The organism is Pantoea sp. GABEPS69 (assembly GCF_045780835.1).
In the GTDB taxonomy this organism is placed as follows: domain Bacteria; phylum Pseudomonadota; class Gammaproteobacteria; order Enterobacterales; family Enterobacteriaceae; genus Pantoea; species Pantoea septica.
In genome coordinates this window covers 2,111,250-2,129,935 of record NZ_CP118618.1, presented here as the reverse complement: position 1 = coordinate 2,129,935, position 18,686 = coordinate 2,111,250, and the positions used below count along the sequence as shown (strand labels likewise).

Annotated in this window: 19 protein-coding genes; 16 read left to right on the top strand and 3 right to left on the bottom strand. The window is 63.4% G+C overall.

Annotation, left to right across the window (positions count from 1 at the left end):
* Positions 1–12: 12 nt before the first annotated feature.
* A complete protein-coding gene (locus PVE98_RS10500; RefSeq protein ID WP_096073102.1) occupies positions 13–1,188 on the bottom strand; it encodes a benzoate/H(+) symporter BenE family transporter in 1,176 nt (391 codons plus the stop codon).
* A 92-nt stretch (positions 1,189–1,280) separates the two neighbouring features.
* On the opposite strand from PVE98_RS10500, the gene PVE98_RS10495 reads away from it, so the two are divergent.
* The 4 genes from PVE98_RS10495 to PVE98_RS10480 all read left to right on the top strand — a co-directional run bounded on the left by PVE98_RS10495 (position 1,281) and on the right by PVE98_RS10480 (position 3,974).
* Positions 1,281–1,838, top strand: coding sequence for a helix-turn-helix domain-containing protein (locus tag PVE98_RS10495; RefSeq protein WP_096073103.1), 558 nt, complete (start codon positions 1,281–1,283; stop codon positions 1,836–1,838).
* Between the two features lie 66 nt (positions 1,839–1,904).
* The gene (locus PVE98_RS10490) at positions 1,905–2,336 is read left to right on the top strand and encodes a MarR family winged helix-turn-helix transcriptional regulator (RefSeq protein ID WP_096073104.1); all 432 of its coding nucleotides are present in this window, start codon (positions 1,905–1,907) and stop codon (positions 2,334–2,336) included.
* A gap of 11 nt (positions 2,337–2,347) precedes the next feature.
* The gene (locus tag PVE98_RS10485; protein ID WP_096073105.1) at positions 2,348–2,905 is read left to right on the top strand and encodes an isochorismatase family protein; all 558 of its coding nucleotides are present in this window, start codon (positions 2,348–2,350) and stop codon (positions 2,903–2,905) included.
* Between the two features lies 1 nt (position 2,906).
* A complete protein-coding gene (locus tag PVE98_RS10480; RefSeq protein WP_033747298.1) occupies positions 2,907–3,974 on the top strand; it encodes an AbrB family transcriptional regulator in 1,068 nt (355 codons plus the stop codon).
* Between the two features lie 34 nt (positions 3,975–4,008).
* On the opposite strand, the gene pqqU is transcribed toward PVE98_RS10480, so the two are convergent.
* Positions 4,009–6,120 (bottom strand): TonB-dependent receptor PqqU, encoded by a 2,112-nt coding sequence (gene pqqU, locus PVE98_RS10475; RefSeq protein ID WP_187143632.1) that lies wholly within the window; start codon positions 6,118–6,120, stop codon positions 4,009–4,011.
* 208 nt (positions 6,121–6,328) lie between these two features.
* On the opposite strand from pqqU, the gene PVE98_RS10470 reads away from it, so the two are divergent.
* Positions 6,329–7,192: an NAD(P)-dependent oxidoreductase gene (locus PVE98_RS10470; RefSeq protein ID WP_096073106.1), complete on the top strand. Its 864-nt coding sequence runs from the start codon at positions 6,329–6,331 to the stop codon at positions 7,190–7,192.
* 2 nt (positions 7,193–7,194) lie between these two features.
* On the top strand, positions 7,195–7,977 hold the full coding sequence (locus PVE98_RS10465) for a helix-turn-helix transcriptional regulator (protein WP_313620873.1): 783 nt from the start codon (positions 7,195–7,197) through the stop codon (positions 7,975–7,977).
* Here PVE98_RS10465 and leuA read toward each other — a convergent pair.
* Positions 7,898–9,610: a 2-isopropylmalate synthase gene (gene leuA / locus PVE98_RS10460; RefSeq protein ID WP_313620871.1), complete on the bottom strand. Its 1,713-nt coding sequence runs from the start codon at positions 9,608–9,610 to the stop codon at positions 7,898–7,900. The genes PVE98_RS10465 and leuA overlap by 80 nt on opposite strands.
* Before the next feature lie 185 nt (positions 9,611–9,795).
* On the opposite strand from leuA, the gene PVE98_RS10455 reads away from it, so the two are divergent.
* The 10 genes from PVE98_RS10455 to pqqF all read left to right on the top strand — a co-directional run bounded on the left by PVE98_RS10455 (position 9,796) and on the right by pqqF (position 18,613).
* Positions 9,796–10,728 (top strand): ABC transporter substrate-binding protein, encoded by a 933-nt coding sequence (locus PVE98_RS10455; RefSeq protein ID WP_096073109.1) that lies wholly within the window; start codon positions 9,796–9,798, stop codon positions 10,726–10,728.
* A gap of 129 nt (positions 10,729–10,857) precedes the next feature.
* Positions 10,858–11,061, top strand: coding sequence for a hypothetical protein (locus PVE98_RS10450; protein ID WP_051905544.1), 204 nt, complete (start codon positions 10,858–10,860; stop codon positions 11,059–11,061).
* A gap of 9 nt (positions 11,062–11,070) precedes the next feature.
* Positions 11,071–11,847, top strand: a complete 777-nt coding sequence (locus PVE98_RS10445; RefSeq protein WP_096073110.1) for a hypothetical protein — start codon at positions 11,071–11,073, stop codon at positions 11,845–11,847.
* An 84-nt stretch (positions 11,848–11,931) separates the two neighbouring features.
* Entirely contained in the window at positions 11,932–12,951 is a 1,020-nt protein-coding gene (locus PVE98_RS10440) for a dipeptidase (protein WP_096073111.1), read from the top strand.
* 148 nt (positions 12,952–13,099) lie between these two features.
* On the top strand, positions 13,100–13,171 hold the full coding sequence (gene pqqA, locus PVE98_RS10435) for a pyrroloquinoline quinone precursor peptide PqqA (protein WP_010617686.1): 72 nt from the start codon (positions 13,100–13,102) through the stop codon (positions 13,169–13,171).
* 53 nt (positions 13,172–13,224) lie between these two features.
* On the top strand, positions 13,225–14,142 hold the full coding sequence (gene pqqB / locus PVE98_RS10430; protein WP_033747281.1) for a pyrroloquinoline quinone biosynthesis protein PqqB: 918 nt from the start codon (positions 13,225–13,227) through the stop codon (positions 14,140–14,142).
* A gap of 3 nt (positions 14,143–14,145) precedes the next feature.
* Positions 14,146–14,901, top strand: coding sequence for a pyrroloquinoline-quinone synthase PqqC (gene pqqC, locus PVE98_RS10425; RefSeq protein WP_033747279.1), 756 nt, complete (start codon positions 14,146–14,148; stop codon positions 14,899–14,901).
* A 4-nt stretch (positions 14,902–14,905) separates the two neighbouring features.
* Complete coding sequence (gene pqqD / locus PVE98_RS10420; protein ID WP_033747277.1) at positions 14,906–15,184, top strand: pyrroloquinoline quinone biosynthesis peptide chaperone PqqD; 279 nt, start codon at positions 14,906–14,908, stop codon at positions 15,182–15,184.
* Positions 15,171–16,313, top strand: coding sequence for a pyrroloquinoline quinone biosynthesis protein PqqE (pqqE, locus tag PVE98_RS10415; protein WP_096073112.1), 1,143 nt, complete (start codon positions 15,171–15,173; stop codon positions 16,311–16,313). The genes pqqD and pqqE overlap by 14 nt, the downstream gene beginning before the upstream one ends.
* Positions 16,314–16,315: 2 nt before the next feature.
* Complete coding sequence (pqqF, locus tag PVE98_RS10410; protein ID WP_313619205.1) at positions 16,316–18,613, top strand: pyrroloquinoline quinone biosynthesis protein PqqF; 2,298 nt, start codon at positions 16,316–16,318, stop codon at positions 18,611–18,613.
* The last annotated feature ends 73 nt before the right edge of the window (positions 18,614–18,686 follow it).

Genomic DNA, 18,686 nt, shown 5'->3' with positions numbered 1-18,686 from the left:
GCGCCCAGTTGGTTAAGCGGCGCGACGCGTCAGCACGGCATGCGCCGCGAGGCCGCCGACCAGCCCCCAGAACGCGGCGCCGATGCCGAACAGCGTGAGGCCAGAGGCGGTAATCAGAAAGGTGATGGCGGCGGTGTCGCGCGTGCCCGGCTCCGCCAGCGCGCGCGTCAGGCTGCCGCTGAAGGTGGACAGCAGCGCCAGGCCGGCGAGGGTGGCGATCAGCGGCGACGGCAGCGCCACGAACAGCGCGGCGATAAGCGCGCCCGAGAGCCCGGCCAGCAGATAAAAAACCCCGGCCAGCGCGGCGGCCATCCAGCAGCGGGTCGGGTCGGGATCGACCTCGTCGCCCATGCAGATGGCGGCGGTGATAGCGGCGATGCAGACGGAAAAGCCGCCGAACGGCGACAGCAGTAGGGCGACCAGCCCGGTCCAGCTCATCAGCGCGGAGACCGGCGGCTGATAGCCGTGCGCCTGCAGCGTGGCGACGCCCGGCGCGTTTTGCGACGCCATGGTGACAAGGAAAAAGGGCAGGCCGACGCCGAGCAGCGCGGTCAGGCTAAAGTGCGGCATGATGCCCTGCGGCAGCGCGAAGCTCGTCATCTGCGCCGGAAAATGGATCGCGTGCCGGGCGAATGCCATCGCGACGCCCACCGCCAGGGTGGCCAGAATGGCATAGCGCGCCAGCCAGCGGCGCGCCAGCAGCCAGGCGAGCAGCATCGCGCCGCACAGCGCAACGTCGCTCTGCAAGCCGGTAAAGGCTTCCAGCCCGAAGCGCAGCAGGATCCCGGCGAGCATGGCGGAGGCCAGCGCGGGCGGAATGACCTTCATCAGGCGCGCAAACAGGCCGGTGACGCCGCTCAGCACGATCAGCGCGTTGGCGAAGATAAATATCCCGATCGCCTCATTGATGGAGAGCCCGTGCAGGCTGGTGGCCAGCAGCGCCGCGCCGGGCGTCGACCAGGCGCAGAGGATCGGCATGCGCGTCCAGAGCGACAGGCCCAGCGAACAGAGGCCCATCGCGATGCCCAGCATCGACAGCCAGCCGCCGATCTGCGTCGGCGAAGCGCCAGCGGCCTGCGCCGCCTGAAAAATAATGGCTGCTGAACTGCTGTAGCCGACCAGTACCGCGACGAAACCCGACACCAGCATGGGAAAGGAAAAGGCAGATCGCGCCGTTATGCGCTGCATAAAACCTCCACTGTGCGTTATAACGCACATGGTAACAGTGTGCGCTATAGCGCTCAAGTGCTACACTGCCGCCATGATTTCAGGAGAACCACATGGAAAATCTGCATCAGCATCTTAGCGAGGCGCTGAAACAGCTGCGTCAGGCCAACGGCTGGAGCCTGACGCTGGCGGCGGAACGCACCGGCGTCAGCAAAGCGATGCTCGGCCAGATCGAGCGCGGCGAATCCAGCCCGACGGTGGCGACGCTGTGGAAAATCGCCACCGGTTTTAACGTTCCTTTCTCGTTTTTCATTCAGGGCAACGGGCTGCAGAGCGGCGATAGCGCGCGCTTCAGCCAGCCCAACGCGCAGATGACGGTGCGGCCGCTGCTGCCTTACGACGCGCGGCTGCGCTTCGATCTGCTGGCGGTCGAACTGGCGGCAGGCGCGCAGAGCGACTCCTCGCCGCACGAGCAAGGCTGCGTTGAGCAGGTAGTGGTGATTGAGGGCGAACTGCTGCTCGGCACGGGTGGCGTCTGGCGTCGGCTGCAAACGGGCGAAGCGCTGCAGTTCGCCGCTGACGTGGCTCACAGCTATCGCAATCCGCTCGCCACGCCGCTGCGCTTTCACAGCCTGATCCACTACCTGCAGCGTCCTGGCCTTACAAATTGATACGAAGGTAAACTACACAGTTTACCTTCGTATCTCTATACTGGCGCTAACGTAAGGAGAAAGGCGATGAGCGAACTCACTGAAGCCGCCGCAGCGCTGCGCATGCTGACGGGCAAGCTAAGCCGCCGGCTGCGCGAATCCGCGCCGCCGGGCGATCTTACCTGGTCGCAGGTGTCGGTGCTGGGTTACCTGGTACGCGACGGCGCGATGACCATCACCGAGCTGGCTGCTGCGGAAGGGGTGCGCACCCAGTCGATGGGCGCGACCGTCGCCAGCCTGCTGGCCGCGGGCATGGTGCAGGGCGAAGCGGATCCGCACGACGGCCGCAAAACCCGCTACACGCCCACGCCGGCTGCCTGCGCGCTGATCGCCGCCAACCGCGCGATGCGCGACGACTGGCTGGTGCGCGCCATCGACACCCGTCTCAGCCCCGACGAGCGCCAGCTGCTGATCGCCGCGATCCCCTTACTGCAACGACTCGCCGACAACGCATCCTGAGAGGACTTTCCATGGCTCTGACTACCCTTGATCCCCATACCGCACTGATTATCATCGACCTGCAGCACGGCATCGTTCGCCTGCCGGTGGTGCATGAGCCGCAGCCGGTGATCGACCGCTGCGCGCAGCTCGCCGCGGGTTTTCGCGCCCGACAGCTGCCGGTGGTGCTGGTGAATGTCGCCGGCGGCGCGCCGGGCCGTAACGAGCAGGGCAGCCACAGCGGCGAACTGCCGGCCGACTGGGCGACGCTGGTGCCGGAGATGACGCCGCAGCCGGGCGATATCACCGTCACCAAGAAAACCTGGGGCGCCTTTCACCAGACCAGTCTGCATGCCGAACTGCAGGCGCGCGGCATCACCCAGGTGGTGATCTGCGGCATCGCCACAAGCATCGGCGTCGAATCCACCGCGCGTCAGGCGTATGAGTTAGGTTACAACGTCACCTTAGCCACCGATGCCATGACCGATCTCAATCTCGACACCCATAACAACAGCGTTAAGCTGATCTTCCCGCGCCTTGGCGAAACCGGCACCAGCGCCGAGGTGCTGGCGCTGGTCGACGCGCGCTAACATGGCGACGGCGCAGGCGGGCCTGACGCGCTGGGCCGGGCTGATCCTCAGCTCAGCGGCGCTGGTGGCGGTGCTGGAGTGGCTGCATATTCCGGCCGCGCTGCTGCTTGGTCCGATGTTCGCCGCCATCGGTTTCGCCGCCTCCGGCCGCGCGCTGAAAATCGCGCGGCCGCTGTTTAACGGCGCGCAGGCGACGGTCGGCGCGATGATTGCCGCGGCGATCCCCGCCTCGATATTTCATGAAATTGCGGACGACTGGCCGCTGTTTGTGCTGTGCGTCGGCGCGGTGATCGTCGCCAGCCTGGCGCTGGGCGGCCTGCTGGCGCGCTTCCGGGTGCTGCCGGGCTCGACCGCCATCTGGGGCTCGTCGCCCGGCGCGGCGACCGCCATGACCCTGATGGCGGAGAGTTTTGGCGCCGACGTGCGTCTCGTCGCATTTATGCAGTATCTGCGCGTGATGATGGTGGCGCTGGTCGCCACCCTGGTGACGCGCCTCTGGACCCACGAGGGCAGCGCGCCCGCCGCCTCGCCGGCGCTCGATCTCTTCGCGCCTTTCGCCCCGACCGCCTTTCTCTTGACGCTGCTGACCATCGCCGCTGGCCTGCTGGCGGCGCGTCTGCTGCGCATTCCCGCCGGTCCGATGCTGATGACGCTGATTATCGCCTCGCTGGCGCAGGATATCGGCGGCGTCGCTATCACGCTGCCGAAGTGGCTGCTGGCGCTGGCATACGCCTTCGTCGGCTGGGGCATCGGCCTGCGCTTCAGCGCCGATATTCTGCGCTACGCGGCGCACGCCTTGCCGCGCGTGCTGCTGTCGGTGCTGACGCTGATCGCCATCTGCGGGCTGTTCGCTTTTCTGCTGGTGAAGTTTGCCGGTATCGATCCGCTGACTGCCTATCTGGCGACCAGTCCGGGCGGCGCCGATTCAGTAGCGATTATCGCCGCGTCGAGCAACGTCGATATGCCGTTTGTGATGGCGATGCAGACCGGGCGCTTTATCGTGGTGATGTTCACCGGCCCGATCCTGTCGCGCTGGATCGCCAACTGGATGGCGCGACGTGCGCCATAAAAAAAGCCCTGGTTTCTGACCGGGGCGACAGGGCTTACTGAAAGGCGTAACTCAGCGTCAGCCCGACGCTGTAATTGCGCCCTGGGGCCGGTTCGAAGTAGCGTCCGTTGCCTTCGTTAACGATCACCGAGCCGATGTAGTTGCGGTCGAAAAGGTTATCGACGCGGCCGAAGAGATCGAGCGTCCAGTTCTGCACCAGCCATTTGTAGCCGCTGTTAAGCGCCGCGACGGTATAGGCGGGCGCCTTCACGTCGTTCTCGTCATCGGCGGCGATATCGCTCATATAGCGCATCTCCGCGCCCGCATAAAAGCCCTGTTCCGGCGCGTAGGCCAGACTGGCGTAGAGCATATTGCGTGCAATGCCGGGAATACGGTTGCCGTCGCAGCTCGCGTCGCCGCAGGCGTTGCTGCGATAGCGCGCGTCGAGCAGCGTCCATGCCGCCTTCGCGCGCCAGTCGGCGGCGAACTGCTGATCCACGCCCAGCTCCAGGCCGCGCCGGCGGGTTTGCCCGGCGTTTTTATAGGTGGTGCGGCCGCCGAGGCTGGTATCGGTGACGATTTCGTTTTGTGTGTCGGTCTGGAACAGCGTGGCAGTGATCAGGCCGTTGCCGATGCGTTTTTTCGTCCCCAACTCGACCGTGTCGCTGGTCGCCGGTTTCAGGCCGGTATTCAGGCCGGTTTCGCCGTCGCCGCGATAGGAGAGCTCATTGATGGTCGGGGTTTCAAAGCCGCGGCCCGCCGAAAGATAGGCGTTCCAGCTGCTGTCGATCGCGTACTTCAGCGAGGCGGCGGGCAGCCATTTATGGTAGCGCGCGTCGCCGCTGTCGTCGCCGTTGGCGGCGGTAATATAGTTGTCGTTGGAGTCGAAATTAACCGTGCTGTAGCGCAGCCCGGCGTCCAGTGACCATTTGTCGGTGAGTTGCCAGGCGGTCTGCAGGTAGGGATCCAGGTTCCACATCAGGTTGCGTTCGTTACGGCGAATATTGCCCTTCACGCCGAGGTCGTCGCCGCTGAAGTTTTCGAAACCCTTGCGGCGCTCGGTCATGGTTTCATAGTCGAGGCCGCCGGTCAGCGTCACCGGCACGCTGAACAGGCTGTCGCGGTGGGTCCAGCGCGTGTCGATGCCCTGATAGTGACGCGTCAGGTCGATAACGCCGCCAGGATGCTTCGGGCTGAGCTGCACATTTTTCGGGATCGACTGATACTGGGTGGTTTCGCGGATCCCGGCGTACATCATTACGCTGATATCGTCGTTTTCGCCCATCTGGCGCTGATAGTGCAGGCCGCCCTGGGTCTGATCCACCGTTTTACGCGTGTTGTAGAGCGTGACGTTGCTGACCACCTGGCGCGGGTTGGCGCGCCACTGATCCGGCGTCAGACCGCCGGGATCCTGCGCCTCGATGTGCACGCTGTTGAACAGCAGCGTCAGGGTGCTGACGTCGTCGATGCGCACTCCCAGCTTCGCGTTGCCGAGGTTCTTCTGCGCCTCGCTGTGGTCGCGGTAGCCGTGCGTGGTAAAGCGCGAGGCGGAAACGGTGTAGTTGACGTCGCCCGCCTGGGTGCCGTCGCCGGTCGCGCCGCTCGCCTTGACGCTGTTGCGCCAGCTGCCGTAGCTGCCGTACCAGCTGCCTGCTTCCAGCGTCGTCGGCTGCTGGCCGGTCTGGGTATCGACGTTAATCACGCCGCCCGAGGCGTTGCCGTAGAGCGCGGAAAAGGGGCCGCGCAGCACCTCGATATGGTCGATGGAGCCGATATCGATATTGGAGGTTTGCCCCTGACCGTCGGGCATGGTGGCGGGAATACCGTCGACGTAGAGGCGCAGTCCGCGCACGCCGTAGGTGGAGCGCGAACCAAACCCGCGCACCGAGAGCTGCAGATCCTGCGCGTAGTTTTGACGGTTCTGGATTTGCAGGCCCGGCACGCTGCCGAGGTTTTCTGACAGATTGACGCGCGGCGCCGCCTGGCGCATATCCTCGCCGCTCACCACGCTGACCGCGGCGGGCGTATCGAGTTCGGAGAGACCGGTTTGCGCCGGCGCGGCGCTGACCACCATGGTCGCGCTGCCGGTATCAACAGCCGCCAGCAGCGGCAGCGGCAGCATAGCAGGCAGCAGCACGCTGACCTGTCGCAGTGATGCAATTTTCATGAATGAAAGACCGTCATTAAGAGATGAAATGAACCAAAAGGAACATTGTGCGCGTATGTTACGGCTTTTTACGATTATTTGAAAAGCGTAAATAATAAGGTCGTTTTATGCGAAATTCAGCGTCGAAAAATGTTTTTCCCGACTGGATTTTTCGTGACTTTCCCTTCAGTGTTAAATGCTTAGTTTACGGACAACCCGAGGAGTCAGTATGAGTCAACAACCCGCCGTCGCCGTATTAGGTTTAGGCGCCATGGGGCACGCATTCGCCGCCAACCTGCTGAAAAAGGGGTTTACCGTCTATGGCTGGAACCGCACGCGGACGCGCGGCGAAGATCTGATCGCCTCCGGCCTGACGCTGAGCGACAGCCCGGAAGAGGCGGTACGCGACGCTGACGTGGTTATCGCCATGCTCTCCGACGGCGACACCACGGAAAACACGCTGCATCAGGTGAAAGAGGCGCTGAAGCAGGGCGCGACCCTCGCGCAGATGGGCACCATCGGCGTCGAGAAAACCGACGCCCTGATCGGCTGGTTCGCCAGCGAGCGCCCGGACGTGGCGTTTATCGACGCGCCGGTTTCCGGCACCAAAGCGCCGGCCGAGAATGCGCAGATCCTGGTAATGGCCAGCGGCGATCGGACGCGCGCGCAGGCAGCGGAAACGGTCTTCGCCGCGATTGGCAAAGGCACCCAGTGGCTGGGCGAGGCGGGCAAATCGTCGCGCATGAAGCTGGTGGTCAACAGCTGGCTGATCGGCCTGATGCAGAGCCTGGCGGAGAGCACGCGCCTGGCGGAAGAGTTCGGCTTCAGCACCGACGATCTCTGGAAAGTGCTGGAGGGCGGCCCGCTGGCGGCGCCTTATGCCAAAGCGAAGCTCGCGATGATCGCCAGTGAAGATTTCACGCCGCAGATGAGCCTGGTATGGGCGCTGAAAGACGCGAAGCTGGCGTTAGAAGCGAAGGGCGACGCGAAACTGCCCGCACTGGAGCAGATCGCCGCACTCTGGCAGCAGGCGGTCGACGCCGGCTACGGTGAGCAAGATCTGGCGTCGATCCATCGCTATCTGAAGGAATAATCGTGACGGCGCGGCTGTCGTTCGATTTCACCTCTCGTCCGCTGGTTTCTTACGCCCATGACTACGCGCACGGCGACAGCGAACCCTGGCATCATCACAGCTGCGCGCAGCTCATTCATACGCTGAGCGGCGTGGTGCGCGTCGATACCGCGCAGGGCAGCTGGATCGTTCCGCCGGGCCGCGGCGTCTGGCTGCCCGCCTACACCCGCCATGCGCTGCAGATTACCGGTCCCGTCGCCGCGCGTACCTTATTCGTCGATCCGCTGGCGCGCGCCGACCTGCCTGCCAGCTGTCAGGTGGTGCCGATATCGCCGCTGCTGCGCGAGCTGATCGTCAGCGCGCTGCCCTTGCCGGAGATTTACGCGCCCGGCAGCCGCAGCGAGCATATCTATGAATTGATTCTGGATGAGCTGCGCGGTCTGGACGTGCTGCCGTTCAACCTGCCGGAGCCGCAGAGCGCGCGGCTGCAAAAGCTCTGCCGCGCTATCCAGCAGGCGCCGGGAGATCGCTGGACGCTGGAGGAGGGGGCGCGGCGGTTAAACCTCTCTAGCCGCACCCTTGCGCGCCACTTTCAGCGGGAGACAGGGCTGCATTTCAGCGACTGGGTGCGTCGCGCGCGCCTGGTCATCGCCCTGACCCGGCTGGCGCAGGGCGAGTCGGTGCTGGGCGTGGCGCTCGATCTCGGCTATGACAGCCCCAGCGCCTTTAGCGCGATGTTTCGTCGCCTGCTGGGGGTTGCGCCTGCTGCCTATTTTCCACAGGCAGAGAGGCCGTCGCCGCATTAAGCAGCGCCTGCAGGGAGGCGCGGGCAATATCGCTGTCGATGCTGACGCCCCAGGCGCGATCGCCCTGGCTATTCAAACAGCAGACGTAGGCGACCGAACGGCTGTCGCTGCGTTTGCCCAGCGTATGCTCGTGGTAATCCGCAATCGTCAGCTCCAGCCCCAGCGCGCGACGCAGTGCATCCACCGCCGCCGACAGCAGTCCGTTACCGCTGCCGCGCAGGCGACGAATGCCGCCGTTTATCCCCAGGCTCGCCTCAAGCCGGGTCATATCGCCGTCGCTTCGGCTTTCCGCCTCCAGCAGCGTCAACGTCGCCTGCTCTACGCCATAGTGCAGGCAGAAGCAGCGCCAGATGGCGCGCTGCGTCATCTCCTTGCCGTGGCGGTCCGTCTCTTGCTGCACCCGCTGGCTAAAATCCTGCATCAGCGTGCGCGGTAGCGTCAGGCCATGATTTTGCTCCAGCAGCCAGGCGGCACCGCTCTTGCCCGACTGGCTGTTGACGCGGATCACCGCCTCATAGCTGCAGCCGATATCGGCCGGATCGATCGTCAGGTAAGGCATCTGCCAGATCGTCTCCTGCCGCTGCTGACGCAGGGTGAAGCCTTTGCGGATCGCATCCTGATGCGAGCCGGAAAAGGCGGTGAACACCAGCTCGCCCGCATAAGGATGACGCGGATGCACCGGCAGCTGGTTGCAGCGCGTCACCACCTCCGTCACCTTGTTGATATCGCTGAAGTCAAGATGAGGCGTGATCCCCTGGCTATAGAGATTCAGCGCCAGCGTGACAATATCGACGTTGCCGGTGCGCTCGCCGTTGCCGAACAGGCAGCCTTCAACGCGATCCGCGCCCGCCAGCAGCGCCAGCTCCGCGCAGGCGGTGCCGGTGCCGCGATCGTTATGGGGATGCACGCTAATACAAACGGCATCGCGGCGGCTGAAGTGGCGGCAAAAATATTCAATCTGATCGGCATAAACGTTCGGGGTATTGACCTCTACGGTTGCGGGCAGATTGACGATCATCGGACGGGCGGCGCAGGGCTGCCAGATATCCGCAACCGCCTCGCAGATCGCCAGCGCGAATTCCGGTTCAGTAAAACAGAAGGTTTCCGGGGAGTATTCAAACGTCCAGTGCGTTTCAGGCCGGGCGTCGCAGCCGTCGCGGATCTGACGCGCGCCCGCGCAGGCCAGCGCGACGATCTCCGCCTGGCTCTGGCCAAATACCCGTTCGCGAAACAGCGGCGCAGTGGCGTTATAGAGATGCAGAATAGCGCGCGGCGCACCCTGCAGCGCCTCGAACGTACGGGCGATAAGCGCTTCGCGCGCCTGCGTCAGCACCTGAATAGTGACCGCTTCGGGGATGCGGCGCTGCTCAATCAGATCGCGCACAAATTGAAAATCGGTTTGCGATGCGGCGGGAAAGGCGACCTCTATCTCTTTAAAGCCGCAGGCCAGCAGCAGATCCCAAAACGCCAGCTTGCGTTCTGCGTCCATCGGTTCCGCCAGCGCCTGATTACCGTCGCGTAAGTCGGTGGAAAGCCAGCGCGGCGCCTTTGTCAGCTGGCGATCTGGCCACTGACGATCGGGCAGGGCGATGACGGGAAAAGCACGGTACTTCTCTGTGGGTTGCGTCAACATAAAGCCTCCTTGTGGTGTCAGCGCAGTCTGCCGTGTCGCACCGCGCCGCCGCGCGCGCAAAAATGACAACCGATAACGCAAAAGCGACAGCCTTATGCGGCTGCCGGCTAACCTCATGCGGAATCGGCATCGGCGTTTCTCAACGTCCGGTTTATGCTGGTTTTTTTGCGCCAGGAGAAAACAGGATGAAATACCACGCTCTTTACATCGCGCTTGCGCTGGCCGGCGCCTCCTCTGCGCAGGCCGTCACGCTGCGCATCGCCGATCAGAAAGGCAATATGCGTGCCGAGATGACGGCGGCGCATCAGCTCGACAACCTAAGCTATGCGATCGAGTGGGCAGAGTTTCCCGCCGCCGCGCCGCTGGCGGAAGCGCTTAATGCGGGCGCGGTGGATGCGGGCATTATCGGCGATGCGCCGCTGCTCTTTTCGCTGGCCGCCGGCTCGCAGGTGAAAGCGGTGGCGGTCAGCAAATCGGTGCCTGCCGGGCTGGCGGTGCTGGTGCGTCCCGATTCGCCCATTAAAACCGCTGCCGATCTCAAAGGAAAAAGCATCGCCACCGGACGCGGCTCTATCGGCCATTTTCAGGCGCTAAAAACGCTGGAGCAGGCGGGCCTGAGCGACAAAGATGTCAGCTGGCGCTTTCTACAGCCCGCCGACGCGCGCATCGCGCTTTCTAACGGCGCGGTAGACGCCTGGGCGACATGGGATCCCTATACCGCGCTGGCGGAGGTGACCCAGAGCGGCCGCATACTGGTCAACGGCGTGGGGCTCTCGACCGGCAATAGCTTCCTGGCCGCCACCGACGCCGCCATCAACGACCGCGAAAAGCGCGCCGCGCTTCAGGACTACGTCAACCGGCTGGCAGCGGCGGATCGCTGGGCCAACAGCCACGTCGCCGACTACGCCCAGACGCTGGCGAAAATTATCGGCTTTCCGCCGGCGGCAGCGGAAAAAGCGTTCTCCCGTCGCCAGTCGCACTGGCAGAGCATTGACGACCAGACGGTGCGGCAGCAGCAGGAGACCGCCGACTTTTACCAGAAATATGGCCTGATCCAGCGGCCGCTCGAGGTGAAGCCGACCTTTTATCGCGGCCTGGCGGTGGCGCAGGGCGGTTAAATCAGGATGCGGTTGCGCGCCCGCGCAAAACAGCGTAGAAAACTGAACAAGGAATGTTCGCGGCGGCTGACGTATACTCAACAGGGTACAACCGCTCAGGTTACCGCACCGTTAAGGCGAGGAGGAAAAATGAACAGGCTAAAAAGGTTAATGGGCAAGTGGTTCGCCGAGCCGGATAAGTTCATGCGCGGCTTAACCAATGAAGATCTTCGCTACTCCGATCAAGACAAGCTGATTCTCGACGTTAACGGCAACGCCCGTCTGAATATGAATAACCCTGACGTGGGCAGAGCGATGCGCGCCCGTATGGAAGAGCTGGCGCAAAAACGCTAAGGGCGCGCGATGGGACCGCTGGTCATTATGGTCGTGCTGGTCTGCGGCTACTGGTATACGGAAAACCACTATCCCTCGCGCACGCGTCAGGCGCGCTCAAGCGGCTGGATCGCCTATTTTTACGTGGCGATGCACGGCGCCAAGTTTGCGCTGCAGGGCTTTTTCGGCGTAGCGCTTATCTACGTCGCGCTTTTCCTGCTGAGTCTGCTGCTCTCTGTTCCCCATCTCTTTTTTCCCGATTACGCCGTTCAGGACTACTACTCCTGGCTGACCCGCACCACGCTAATGAACTATCCGCTCTTTTTCGAACTGGGGCTGGCGCTCGCCGCGCTGCGCGCCTGGCGCGCGGGCGAAGCGGCGCGACGTGCGATGCGAGACGGGAAAAGCAGCATGGCGGAATACCGAAAAGTCGCCCGGGAAGATGGCATGGAGTCGCTGCTGTTGCAGGCGATCGAAGAAGAGAAGCTGGTATTCGTAACGCTGAAATCGCGTAAGGTTTATATCGGCTATGTCGCCGCGCCGCGCATCGAACATACGCAAACCCAGCATCTGGCGCTTATCCCCTATATCAGCGGCTACCGCGACAAAGAGACGCTGCGCTTTTGCGAGCAGCATCGCTACTATGAACTCTACCTGGCGCAGAATATCACCGCTGATTCCCAACCCCTGAACCTGCAGCACTTCAGGCATCTTATTCCGATGGCGGAGGTCGAGGCGGTTTCGCTGTTTGACGTCTCCACCTACAAGATATTTGACCAGTTCTCGGTGACGCCGCAGGCAGAGTAACCATTCGTGCCCTCTGATTTGGCGTTTATCCTGCGGCCGCGTAACATAGCGCGATGTTGAGTTTTTTAAACGCTTATTTCTCTGATGTTAACTTTTGATGGCCATAACGATCTGCTGCTCAATCTGTGGCTGAATCATCGCGACGCGCCGGTCGACGCCTTCTTTAACGGCATCGAGCGCGGCCAGCTCGATTTTCCTCGCATGCGTCAGGGCGGCTTTTTCGGCGGCCTGTTCGCTATTTTCGTGCCGCCGCAGGCCTATGTCGCCCAGATGGCGCCGCACCTTGCCGATACGCCCTGGCAGCCGCTGGAGATCATGTGGCAGCAGCTGGCTATTCTCACGCAGATCGCCGAGCAGTCGCAGGGGCGGGCGCGCCTGTGCCGCAGCGCCGCCGAGATTGCCACCTGCCGCGATGCGGGCGTGCTGGCGCTGGTGGCCCATATCGAAGGCGCGGACGCGCTGGATGAAGAGGGCGAACAGCTTCAGGCGTTTTACGCTGCCGGCGTGCGCAGCATCGGGCCTTTCTGGAATCTGCCTAACCGCTTCGGCGTCGGCGTGACCGGCGCGTTTCCCGGCTCGCCGGACAGCGGACCAGGCCTGACCGAGGCCGGCAAAGCGCTGATCCAACAGGCCAACGCGCTGAATATGCTGATCGACGTGTCGCATATGAACGAAAAAGCGTTCTGGGATACCGTCGCGCTCTCCCGCTCGCCGCTGGTGGCGACCCACTCCAACGCCCATGCGCTCTGCGCCCAGCCGCGCAACCTGACCGATGCCCAGCTTGCCGCCATACGCGACAGCGGCGGCATGGTCGGCATCAATTTCGGCAATGCGTTCCTGCGCGCCGACGGCAAGCGTGACGGCGACACGCCGCTGAGCGACATCGTCAGGCACTACGAACGGCTCATAATGATAATGGGCAGCGATCGTGTGGGATTTGGCTCCGATTTTGACGGCATCTCCGTGCCGGACGCGCTAAAAGACGTGGCGGGACTGCCGCGCCTGTTCGCAGCATTGCGCGATGCGGGCTATGATCAGGATCGGCTGGAAAAGCTCGCCTCGGATAACTGGCTGCGCGTGCTGCGCCAGGTCTGGCAGGGCTGATTCATTTCCTTAACATTTGCGGGTTGATCTCGATGCGCCGTTAGCGCACCATCAGCCGGCTCAAAATTGCGTGCATAATCACTGGATTGTTTACGTAATGATACCTGACGGGTATCGCTTTGTTCATTCACCTTAGAGGAAGACTATTATGTGGAAAAAACCTGAATTTGTTGATTTACGTCTCGGTCTGGAAGTGACGCTGTACATCTCCAACCGTTAATATCCATGCCCGCCAGCTGTGCGGGCATTTTGTTTCAACGCCGGGTTTCTCCTATGTTCATCAAAGTCCTTGGATCCGCCGCTGGCGGCGGTTTTCCTCAGTGGAACTGCAACTGCGCCAACTGTCAGGGCGTGCGCGACGGCACCATTCAGGCCAGCCCGCGTACCCAGTCCTCGATTATTCTCAGCGACGACGGCGAAAACTGGGTGTTATGCAACGCCTCGCCGGACATCAGCCAGCAGATCGCCCATACGCCAGAACTGATAAAAAAGGGCGTGCTGCGCGGCACCGCCATCGGCGCCATTATTCTTACCGACAGCCAGATCGATCACACCACCGGCCTGCTCAGCCTGCGCGAAGGCTGCCCGCATCAGGTATGGTGCACGCCGGAAGTGCACGCCGATCTCACCAGCGGTTTTCCGGTATTCACCATGCTGAAGCACTGGAACGGCGGGCTGCAGCATCGTCCCATCGCGCCGCTGGAACCGTTCAGCGTCGACGTCTGTCCGAATCTGCGCTTTACCGCTATCCCGATCCTCAGCAACGCGCCGCCTTACTCGCCATACCGCGACCGTCCGCTGCCGGGACACAACGTGGCGCTGTTTATTGAAAACCTCGCCAGCAAACAGACGCTGCTCTATGCGCCGGGCCTTGGCGAGCCGGATGCGGTGATTATGCCCTGGCTGCAGAAGGCGGATTGCCTGCTGATCGACGGCACCGTCTGGAAAGATGACGAGCTGCAGGCCGCCGGCGTCGGCACCAACACCGGCAAGGCGATGGGCCACCTGGCGCTCTCCGAAGAGCAGGGGCTGATGGCGCTGCTCGCCTCGCTGCCGGCGAAACGCAAGATCCTTATTCACATTAACAACACCAATCCGATCCTCAACGAGCAGTCGCCGCAGCGCCAGTTTCTGACGCAGCAGGGCATTGAAGTGAGCTGGGACGGCATGGCGATTCATCTTCAGGAGTGAGTGATGCAGATCACCGAGACGCTGACGCCGCAGGCGTTCGAACAGGCGCTGCGCGATAAGGGCGCTTACTACCATATTCATCATCCTTACCATATCGCGATGCACAACGGCGATGCGACGCGTGAGCAGATCCAGGGCTGGGTGGCGAACCGCTTCTATTATCAGACCAGCATCCCGCTAAAAGACGCGGCGATCATGGCGAACTGCCCCGATCCCGCCACGCGCCGCAAGTGGGTGCAGCGCATCCTCGACCACGACGGCAGCAACGGCCATGAAGGCGGCATCGAAGCCTGGCTGCAGCTGGGCGAAGCGGTCGGGCTGACGCGCGAGGCGCTGCTGTCTGAGCGCCATGTGCTGCCGGGCGTACGCTTCGCGGTCGACGCCTATCTCAACTTCGCGCGCCGCGCCAGCTGGCAGGAAGCGGCCTGCAGCTCGCTTACCGAGCTTTTCGCGCCGCAGATCCACCAGTCGCGTCTCGACAGCTGGCCGCAGCACTATCCCTGGATTAAGGAAGAGGGCTATTTTTATTTCCGCAGCCGTCTGAGCCAGGCGAACCGCGACGTCGAGCACGGCCTGGCGCTGGCGCTGGAGTTTTGCGATACGGTCGAGAAACAGAACCGCATGCTGGAGATCCTGCAGTTCAAGCTCGATATTCTCTGGACGATGCTGGACGCCATGACCATGGCCTACGAGCTGAAGCGTCCGCCTTACCATACGGTCACCGACAAGGCGGCCTGGCACACGACAAGGCTGGTATAACACCATGAATGACAACTCAATTCCCGCGTTCCGCCGCGGCTACCGCATGCAGTGGGAAGCCGCGCAGGAGAGCCACGTGGTGCTCTATCCGGAAGGCATGGCGAAGCTGAATGAAACCGCTGCCGCCATCCTGGAACAGGTTAACGGCAAAGAGAGCGTGAGCGCGATTATCGCCGGGCTCGACGCGCGCTTCCCGGAAGCGGGCGGCGTCGGCGAAGATGTCAGAGAGTTTCTGCGCGCGGCGTATGAACAAAAGTGGATAATGTTTCGTGACCCAGAATAAACCCGTCGTCAATCCGCCGCTCTGGCTGCTGGCGGAGCTGACCTACCGCTGTCCGCTGCAGTGTCCTTACTGCTCCAATCCGCTCGACTTTGCGCAGCAGGAGAAAGAGCTGACCACCGAGCAGTGGATTGAGGTATTCCGCCAGGCGCGCGCCATGGGCAGCGTCCAGCTCGGCTTTTCAGGCGGCGAGCCCCTGACGCGCAAAGATCTGCCGGAGCTGATCCGCGCCGCGCGCGATCTCGGCTTCTATACCAACCTGATCACCTCCGGCATCGGCCTGACCGAGAAAAAACTCGACGCCTTCGCCGAGGCGGGCCTGGATCATATCCAGATCAGCTTCCAGGCGAGCGACGAGACGCTTAACGCCGCGCTGGCGGGGTCGAAAAAAGCCTTCCAGCAGAAGTTGGAGATGGCGCGCGCCGTTAAGAAGCACGGCTACCCGATGGTGCTGAATTTTGTGTTACACCGTCACAATATTGATCAGATCGACAAGATTATCGACCTCTGCATTGAACTCGAAGCGGACGACGTCGAGCTGGCTACCTGCCAGTTTTACGGCTGGGCGCAGCTTAACCGTCAGGGTTTGCTGCCGACGCGCGAGCAGATTGCGCAGGCGGAAGCGGTCGTCAGCCGCTATCGCGAACGCATGAGCGGCAGCGGTAACCTGACCAATCTGCTGTTCGTGACGCCAGACTACTACGAGGAGCGTCCCAAGCCCTGTATGGGCGGCTGGGGCGCGATTTTTCTCAGCGTCACGCCAGAGGGCACCGCGCTGCCGTGCCACAGCGCGCGCCAGCTGCCGATGCAGTTCCCGTCGGTGCTGGAACAGTCGCTGGAGGATATCTGGTATCGCTCTTTCGGCTTCAACCGCTATCGCGGCTTCGACTGGATGCCGGAACCCTGCCGCTCGTGCGACGAGAAAGAGAAGGACTTCGGCGGCTGTCGCTGCCAGGCCTTTATGCTGACCGGTAACGCCGATAATACAGATCCGGTGTGCAGAAAGTCGCCGCACCACGACGTGATCCTCGAGGCGAGACGCGAAGCGGCATGCAGCGACGTGAAAATCGGCCAGCTGCAGTTCCGCAACCGCGCCAATTCGCAGCTTATCTACAAAACCCGGACCTTTTAATCATGATGGAGACGCGTCAGCTGCGGCTGAGCAACGGCCTGCGCGTCACGCTGATCCATCAGCCCGACGCGCGGCAGGCCGCCGCACTGGCGCAGGTGGCGGCGGGCAGCCACGATGAGCCTGACGCCTGGCCAGGGCTGGCGCATCTGCTGGAGCATTTGCTGTTTAGCGACAGCGCCCGCTATCAGGGCGATGCGCGCCTGATGCCCTGGATTCAGGCCGCAGGCGGGCGACTCAACGCCACCACGCTGGCGCGCAGCAGCGCCTGGTTTTTCGAAACCGAGCCGGAACTGCTCGCCGCAGGCGCGGCGCGGCTGGCGGATATGCTCGCCGCGCCGCAGTTCACGCCCGAAGCGATCGCCCAGGAAACGGCGGTGATCGATGCCGAATATCGGCTGATCCAGCAGCATACGCCCTCCAGACGGGAAGCAGCGCTCAATACGCGCGTCAGCGCGCGCGCCGTTTTTCAGCGTTTTCATATCGGCAGCCGCGACGCCTTCGGCGACGACATCGGCGCGCTTAAGCAGGCGCTGCATCAGTTCCATCAGCGGTTCTTTCAGGCGGGCCAGATGCAGCTGTGGCTGCAGGGGCCGCAGCCGCTGGAGGCGCTGGCGCAGATCGCACACGCCTTTGGCGAATCCTTGCCTTCTGGCGAAGGTGAGCCGCGGGCCACAGCAATGTGTTTCGCTGCGGATGCGGATATCGCGCTGAAGACGCAGGGCGCGGGAGAGCTGTGGATCGCCGCCGCGCTACAGGGCGATATAACCGCTATTCGTGACAACGTCACTTTAATCCGCGAGTTTCTACAGGACGAGGCGCCGGGCGGCGCGATGCACAGCCTGCGCCAGCGCGGCTGGGCGCAGCGGCTGGAGTTTGCCTGGCTGAATCTTGACAGCGCAGGCGGCTGGCTGGCGCTGCAGGTTGAAACGGACCGGCCCGACGCCATCTGCGCTTGGTATCCCCAGGCGCTGCGCGCGCTGGCGCAGGCCTCACCGGAGCAGCAGCGTCACTACCTGCGCCTGGCGCAGCGCCGCTTTAACGCGCTGACGCCGCTCGATCAGCTGCGCGAGCGGGCGTTTGGATTCCCGCCGCCCGCAGAGACAGCCGGTTTTACGCCGCTGCTGCACCAGCTTGCAGAGGCGCCGCAGGCGCGGCTGTGGAGCGCGGTCGACGTGCAGGGCACGGTGACTGAGACGCAGGGGTTTAGCCTGGATCTCCACTCCTGGACGCCCGCGCGCCTTGACGAGCCGCTGCCGACTCTGCGCTTTTACCCGCTGGCGCAGCCGCTTGCCTACCTGACGCCGCCCGCGGCGTCCGCGCCGCTGCTGCACCTGGCGCCCGGCGAGCAGCCAGCCACCCTGATGCTGCGCCCGCCTTTTTTCACCACGCTTACTCTCACGCAGGCGGCGGCTATCGACCGTCGCCTGCGCCCGCTTTTCGCGCTGCTGCGTCATCAGGGCGGCGCGGCAAGCTGGCGGGAGAGTCAGGGCGTCTGGCTGCTGGAGGCGCAGCTGCCGCCGGGCGGCGAGGCCTGGCTGGCGTCGCTGCCGGACGCGTTACGCGTCGACGAAAGCCCGCAAGGCGAGCCGCCGTCGGATGATGTGGCGATCCGCGAACTGCTGCGTCGGCTGCCGCAGGCGGTTGCCGCGTCTATATCGGCGCGCGGCTGGCGCGCGGCGCTCTACGGCGGTTCGCCGCAGCAGCATGCCGTTATCGCGCGATGGCTGGCGCCGCTGGTAGCCGTGGCCCAAAACGATTTCGCAGAGCCAGAGCAGGGCAACCGGCTGACGGTGGCGCATCAGAGCCGCGACGGCGCGCTGCTGCTCTTTTTGCCTTGTCCGCCTGCGATCTCGCTGGCGGCGCTGCGCGCGCTGGCGCTGCTGATGGAGCCGCGCTTTTTCCAGCGCCTGCGCGTCGAGCGGCAGATCGGCTACGTCGTTAGCTGCCGCTATCACCGCTGCGTCGATCGCGACGGCGTGCTGTTCGTCCTGCAGTCGCCGGACGTTGCGCCCGCCGCGCTGCTGGAAGCGTGCCGCCTTTTCCTGCAGCAGTTGCAAATCCCCGATGATGATGCCGCGCTGGACGCGTTGCGCGCGCGCCTGTGCGCCCGGCTTGACGCCGCGCCCGACGCGACGGCGGCGCTGCTGCTTGGGCTGCGTCAGGAGGACGGACTACGCGATCTCGACAGGGCGTCGCTTGCCGCGCTGACGCCGGCGCAGCTGCGTCAGGCGCAGGCGCAGCTTCTCCGCCGCTGGCAGCGCGGCGTCGTCGTGGCATCGCGTCACGCCGATTTGCAATAATCACGCCAGGATATTGCTGAATTTATTTGAAAATTAAGTCCAAAACTCTTCACTATATCTGCGGGGGTGTTTA

Coding starts and splice junctions, on each gene's coding strand:
- pqqU (WP_187143632.1), bottom strand. CDS start 6,120: ATGAAAATTGCATCACTGCGACAGGTCAGCGTGCTGCTGCCTGCTATG.
- PVE98_RS10470 (WP_096073106.1), top strand. CDS start 6,329: ATGAGTCAACAACCCGCCGTCGCCGTATTAGGTTTAGGCGCCATGGGG.
- PVE98_RS10495 (WP_096073103.1), top strand. CDS start 1,281: ATGGAAAATCTGCATCAGCATCTTAGCGAGGCGCTGAAACAGCTGCGT.
- PVE98_RS10440 (WP_096073111.1), top strand. CDS start 11,932: ATGTTAACTTTTGATGGCCATAACGATCTGCTGCTCAATCTGTGGCTG.
- PVE98_RS10485 (WP_096073105.1), top strand. CDS start 2,348: ATGGCTCTGACTACCCTTGATCCCCATACCGCACTGATTATCATCGAC.
- pqqC (WP_033747279.1), top strand. CDS start 14,146: ATGCAGATCACCGAGACGCTGACGCCGCAGGCGTTCGAACAGGCGCTG.
- leuA (WP_313620871.1), bottom strand. CDS start 9,610: ATGTTGACGCAACCCACAGAGAAGTACCGTGCTTTTCCCGTCATCGCC.
- PVE98_RS10450 (WP_051905544.1), top strand. CDS start 10,858: ATGAACAGGCTAAAAAGGTTAATGGGCAAGTGGTTCGCCGAGCCGGAT.
- PVE98_RS10490 (WP_096073104.1), top strand. CDS start 1,905: ATGAGCGAACTCACTGAAGCCGCCGCAGCGCTGCGCATGCTGACGGGC.
- PVE98_RS10445 (WP_096073110.1), top strand. CDS start 11,071: ATGGGACCGCTGGTCATTATGGTCGTGCTGGTCTGCGGCTACTGGTAT.
- pqqD (WP_033747277.1), top strand. CDS start 14,906: ATGAATGACAACTCAATTCCCGCGTTCCGCCGCGGCTACCGCATGCAG.
- PVE98_RS10500 (WP_096073102.1), bottom strand. CDS start 1,188: ATGCAGCGCATAACGGCGCGATCTGCCTTTTCCTTTCCCATGCTGGTG.
- pqqB (WP_033747281.1), top strand. CDS start 13,225: ATGTTCATCAAAGTCCTTGGATCCGCCGCTGGCGGCGGTTTTCCTCAG.
- PVE98_RS10455 (WP_096073109.1), top strand. CDS start 9,796: ATGAAATACCACGCTCTTTACATCGCGCTTGCGCTGGCCGGCGCCTCC.
- PVE98_RS10480 (WP_033747298.1), top strand. CDS start 2,907: ATGGCGACGGCGCAGGCGGGCCTGACGCGCTGGGCCGGGCTGATCCTC.
- pqqF (WP_313619205.1), top strand. CDS start 16,316: ATGATGGAGACGCGTCAGCTGCGGCTGAGCAACGGCCTGCGCGTCACG.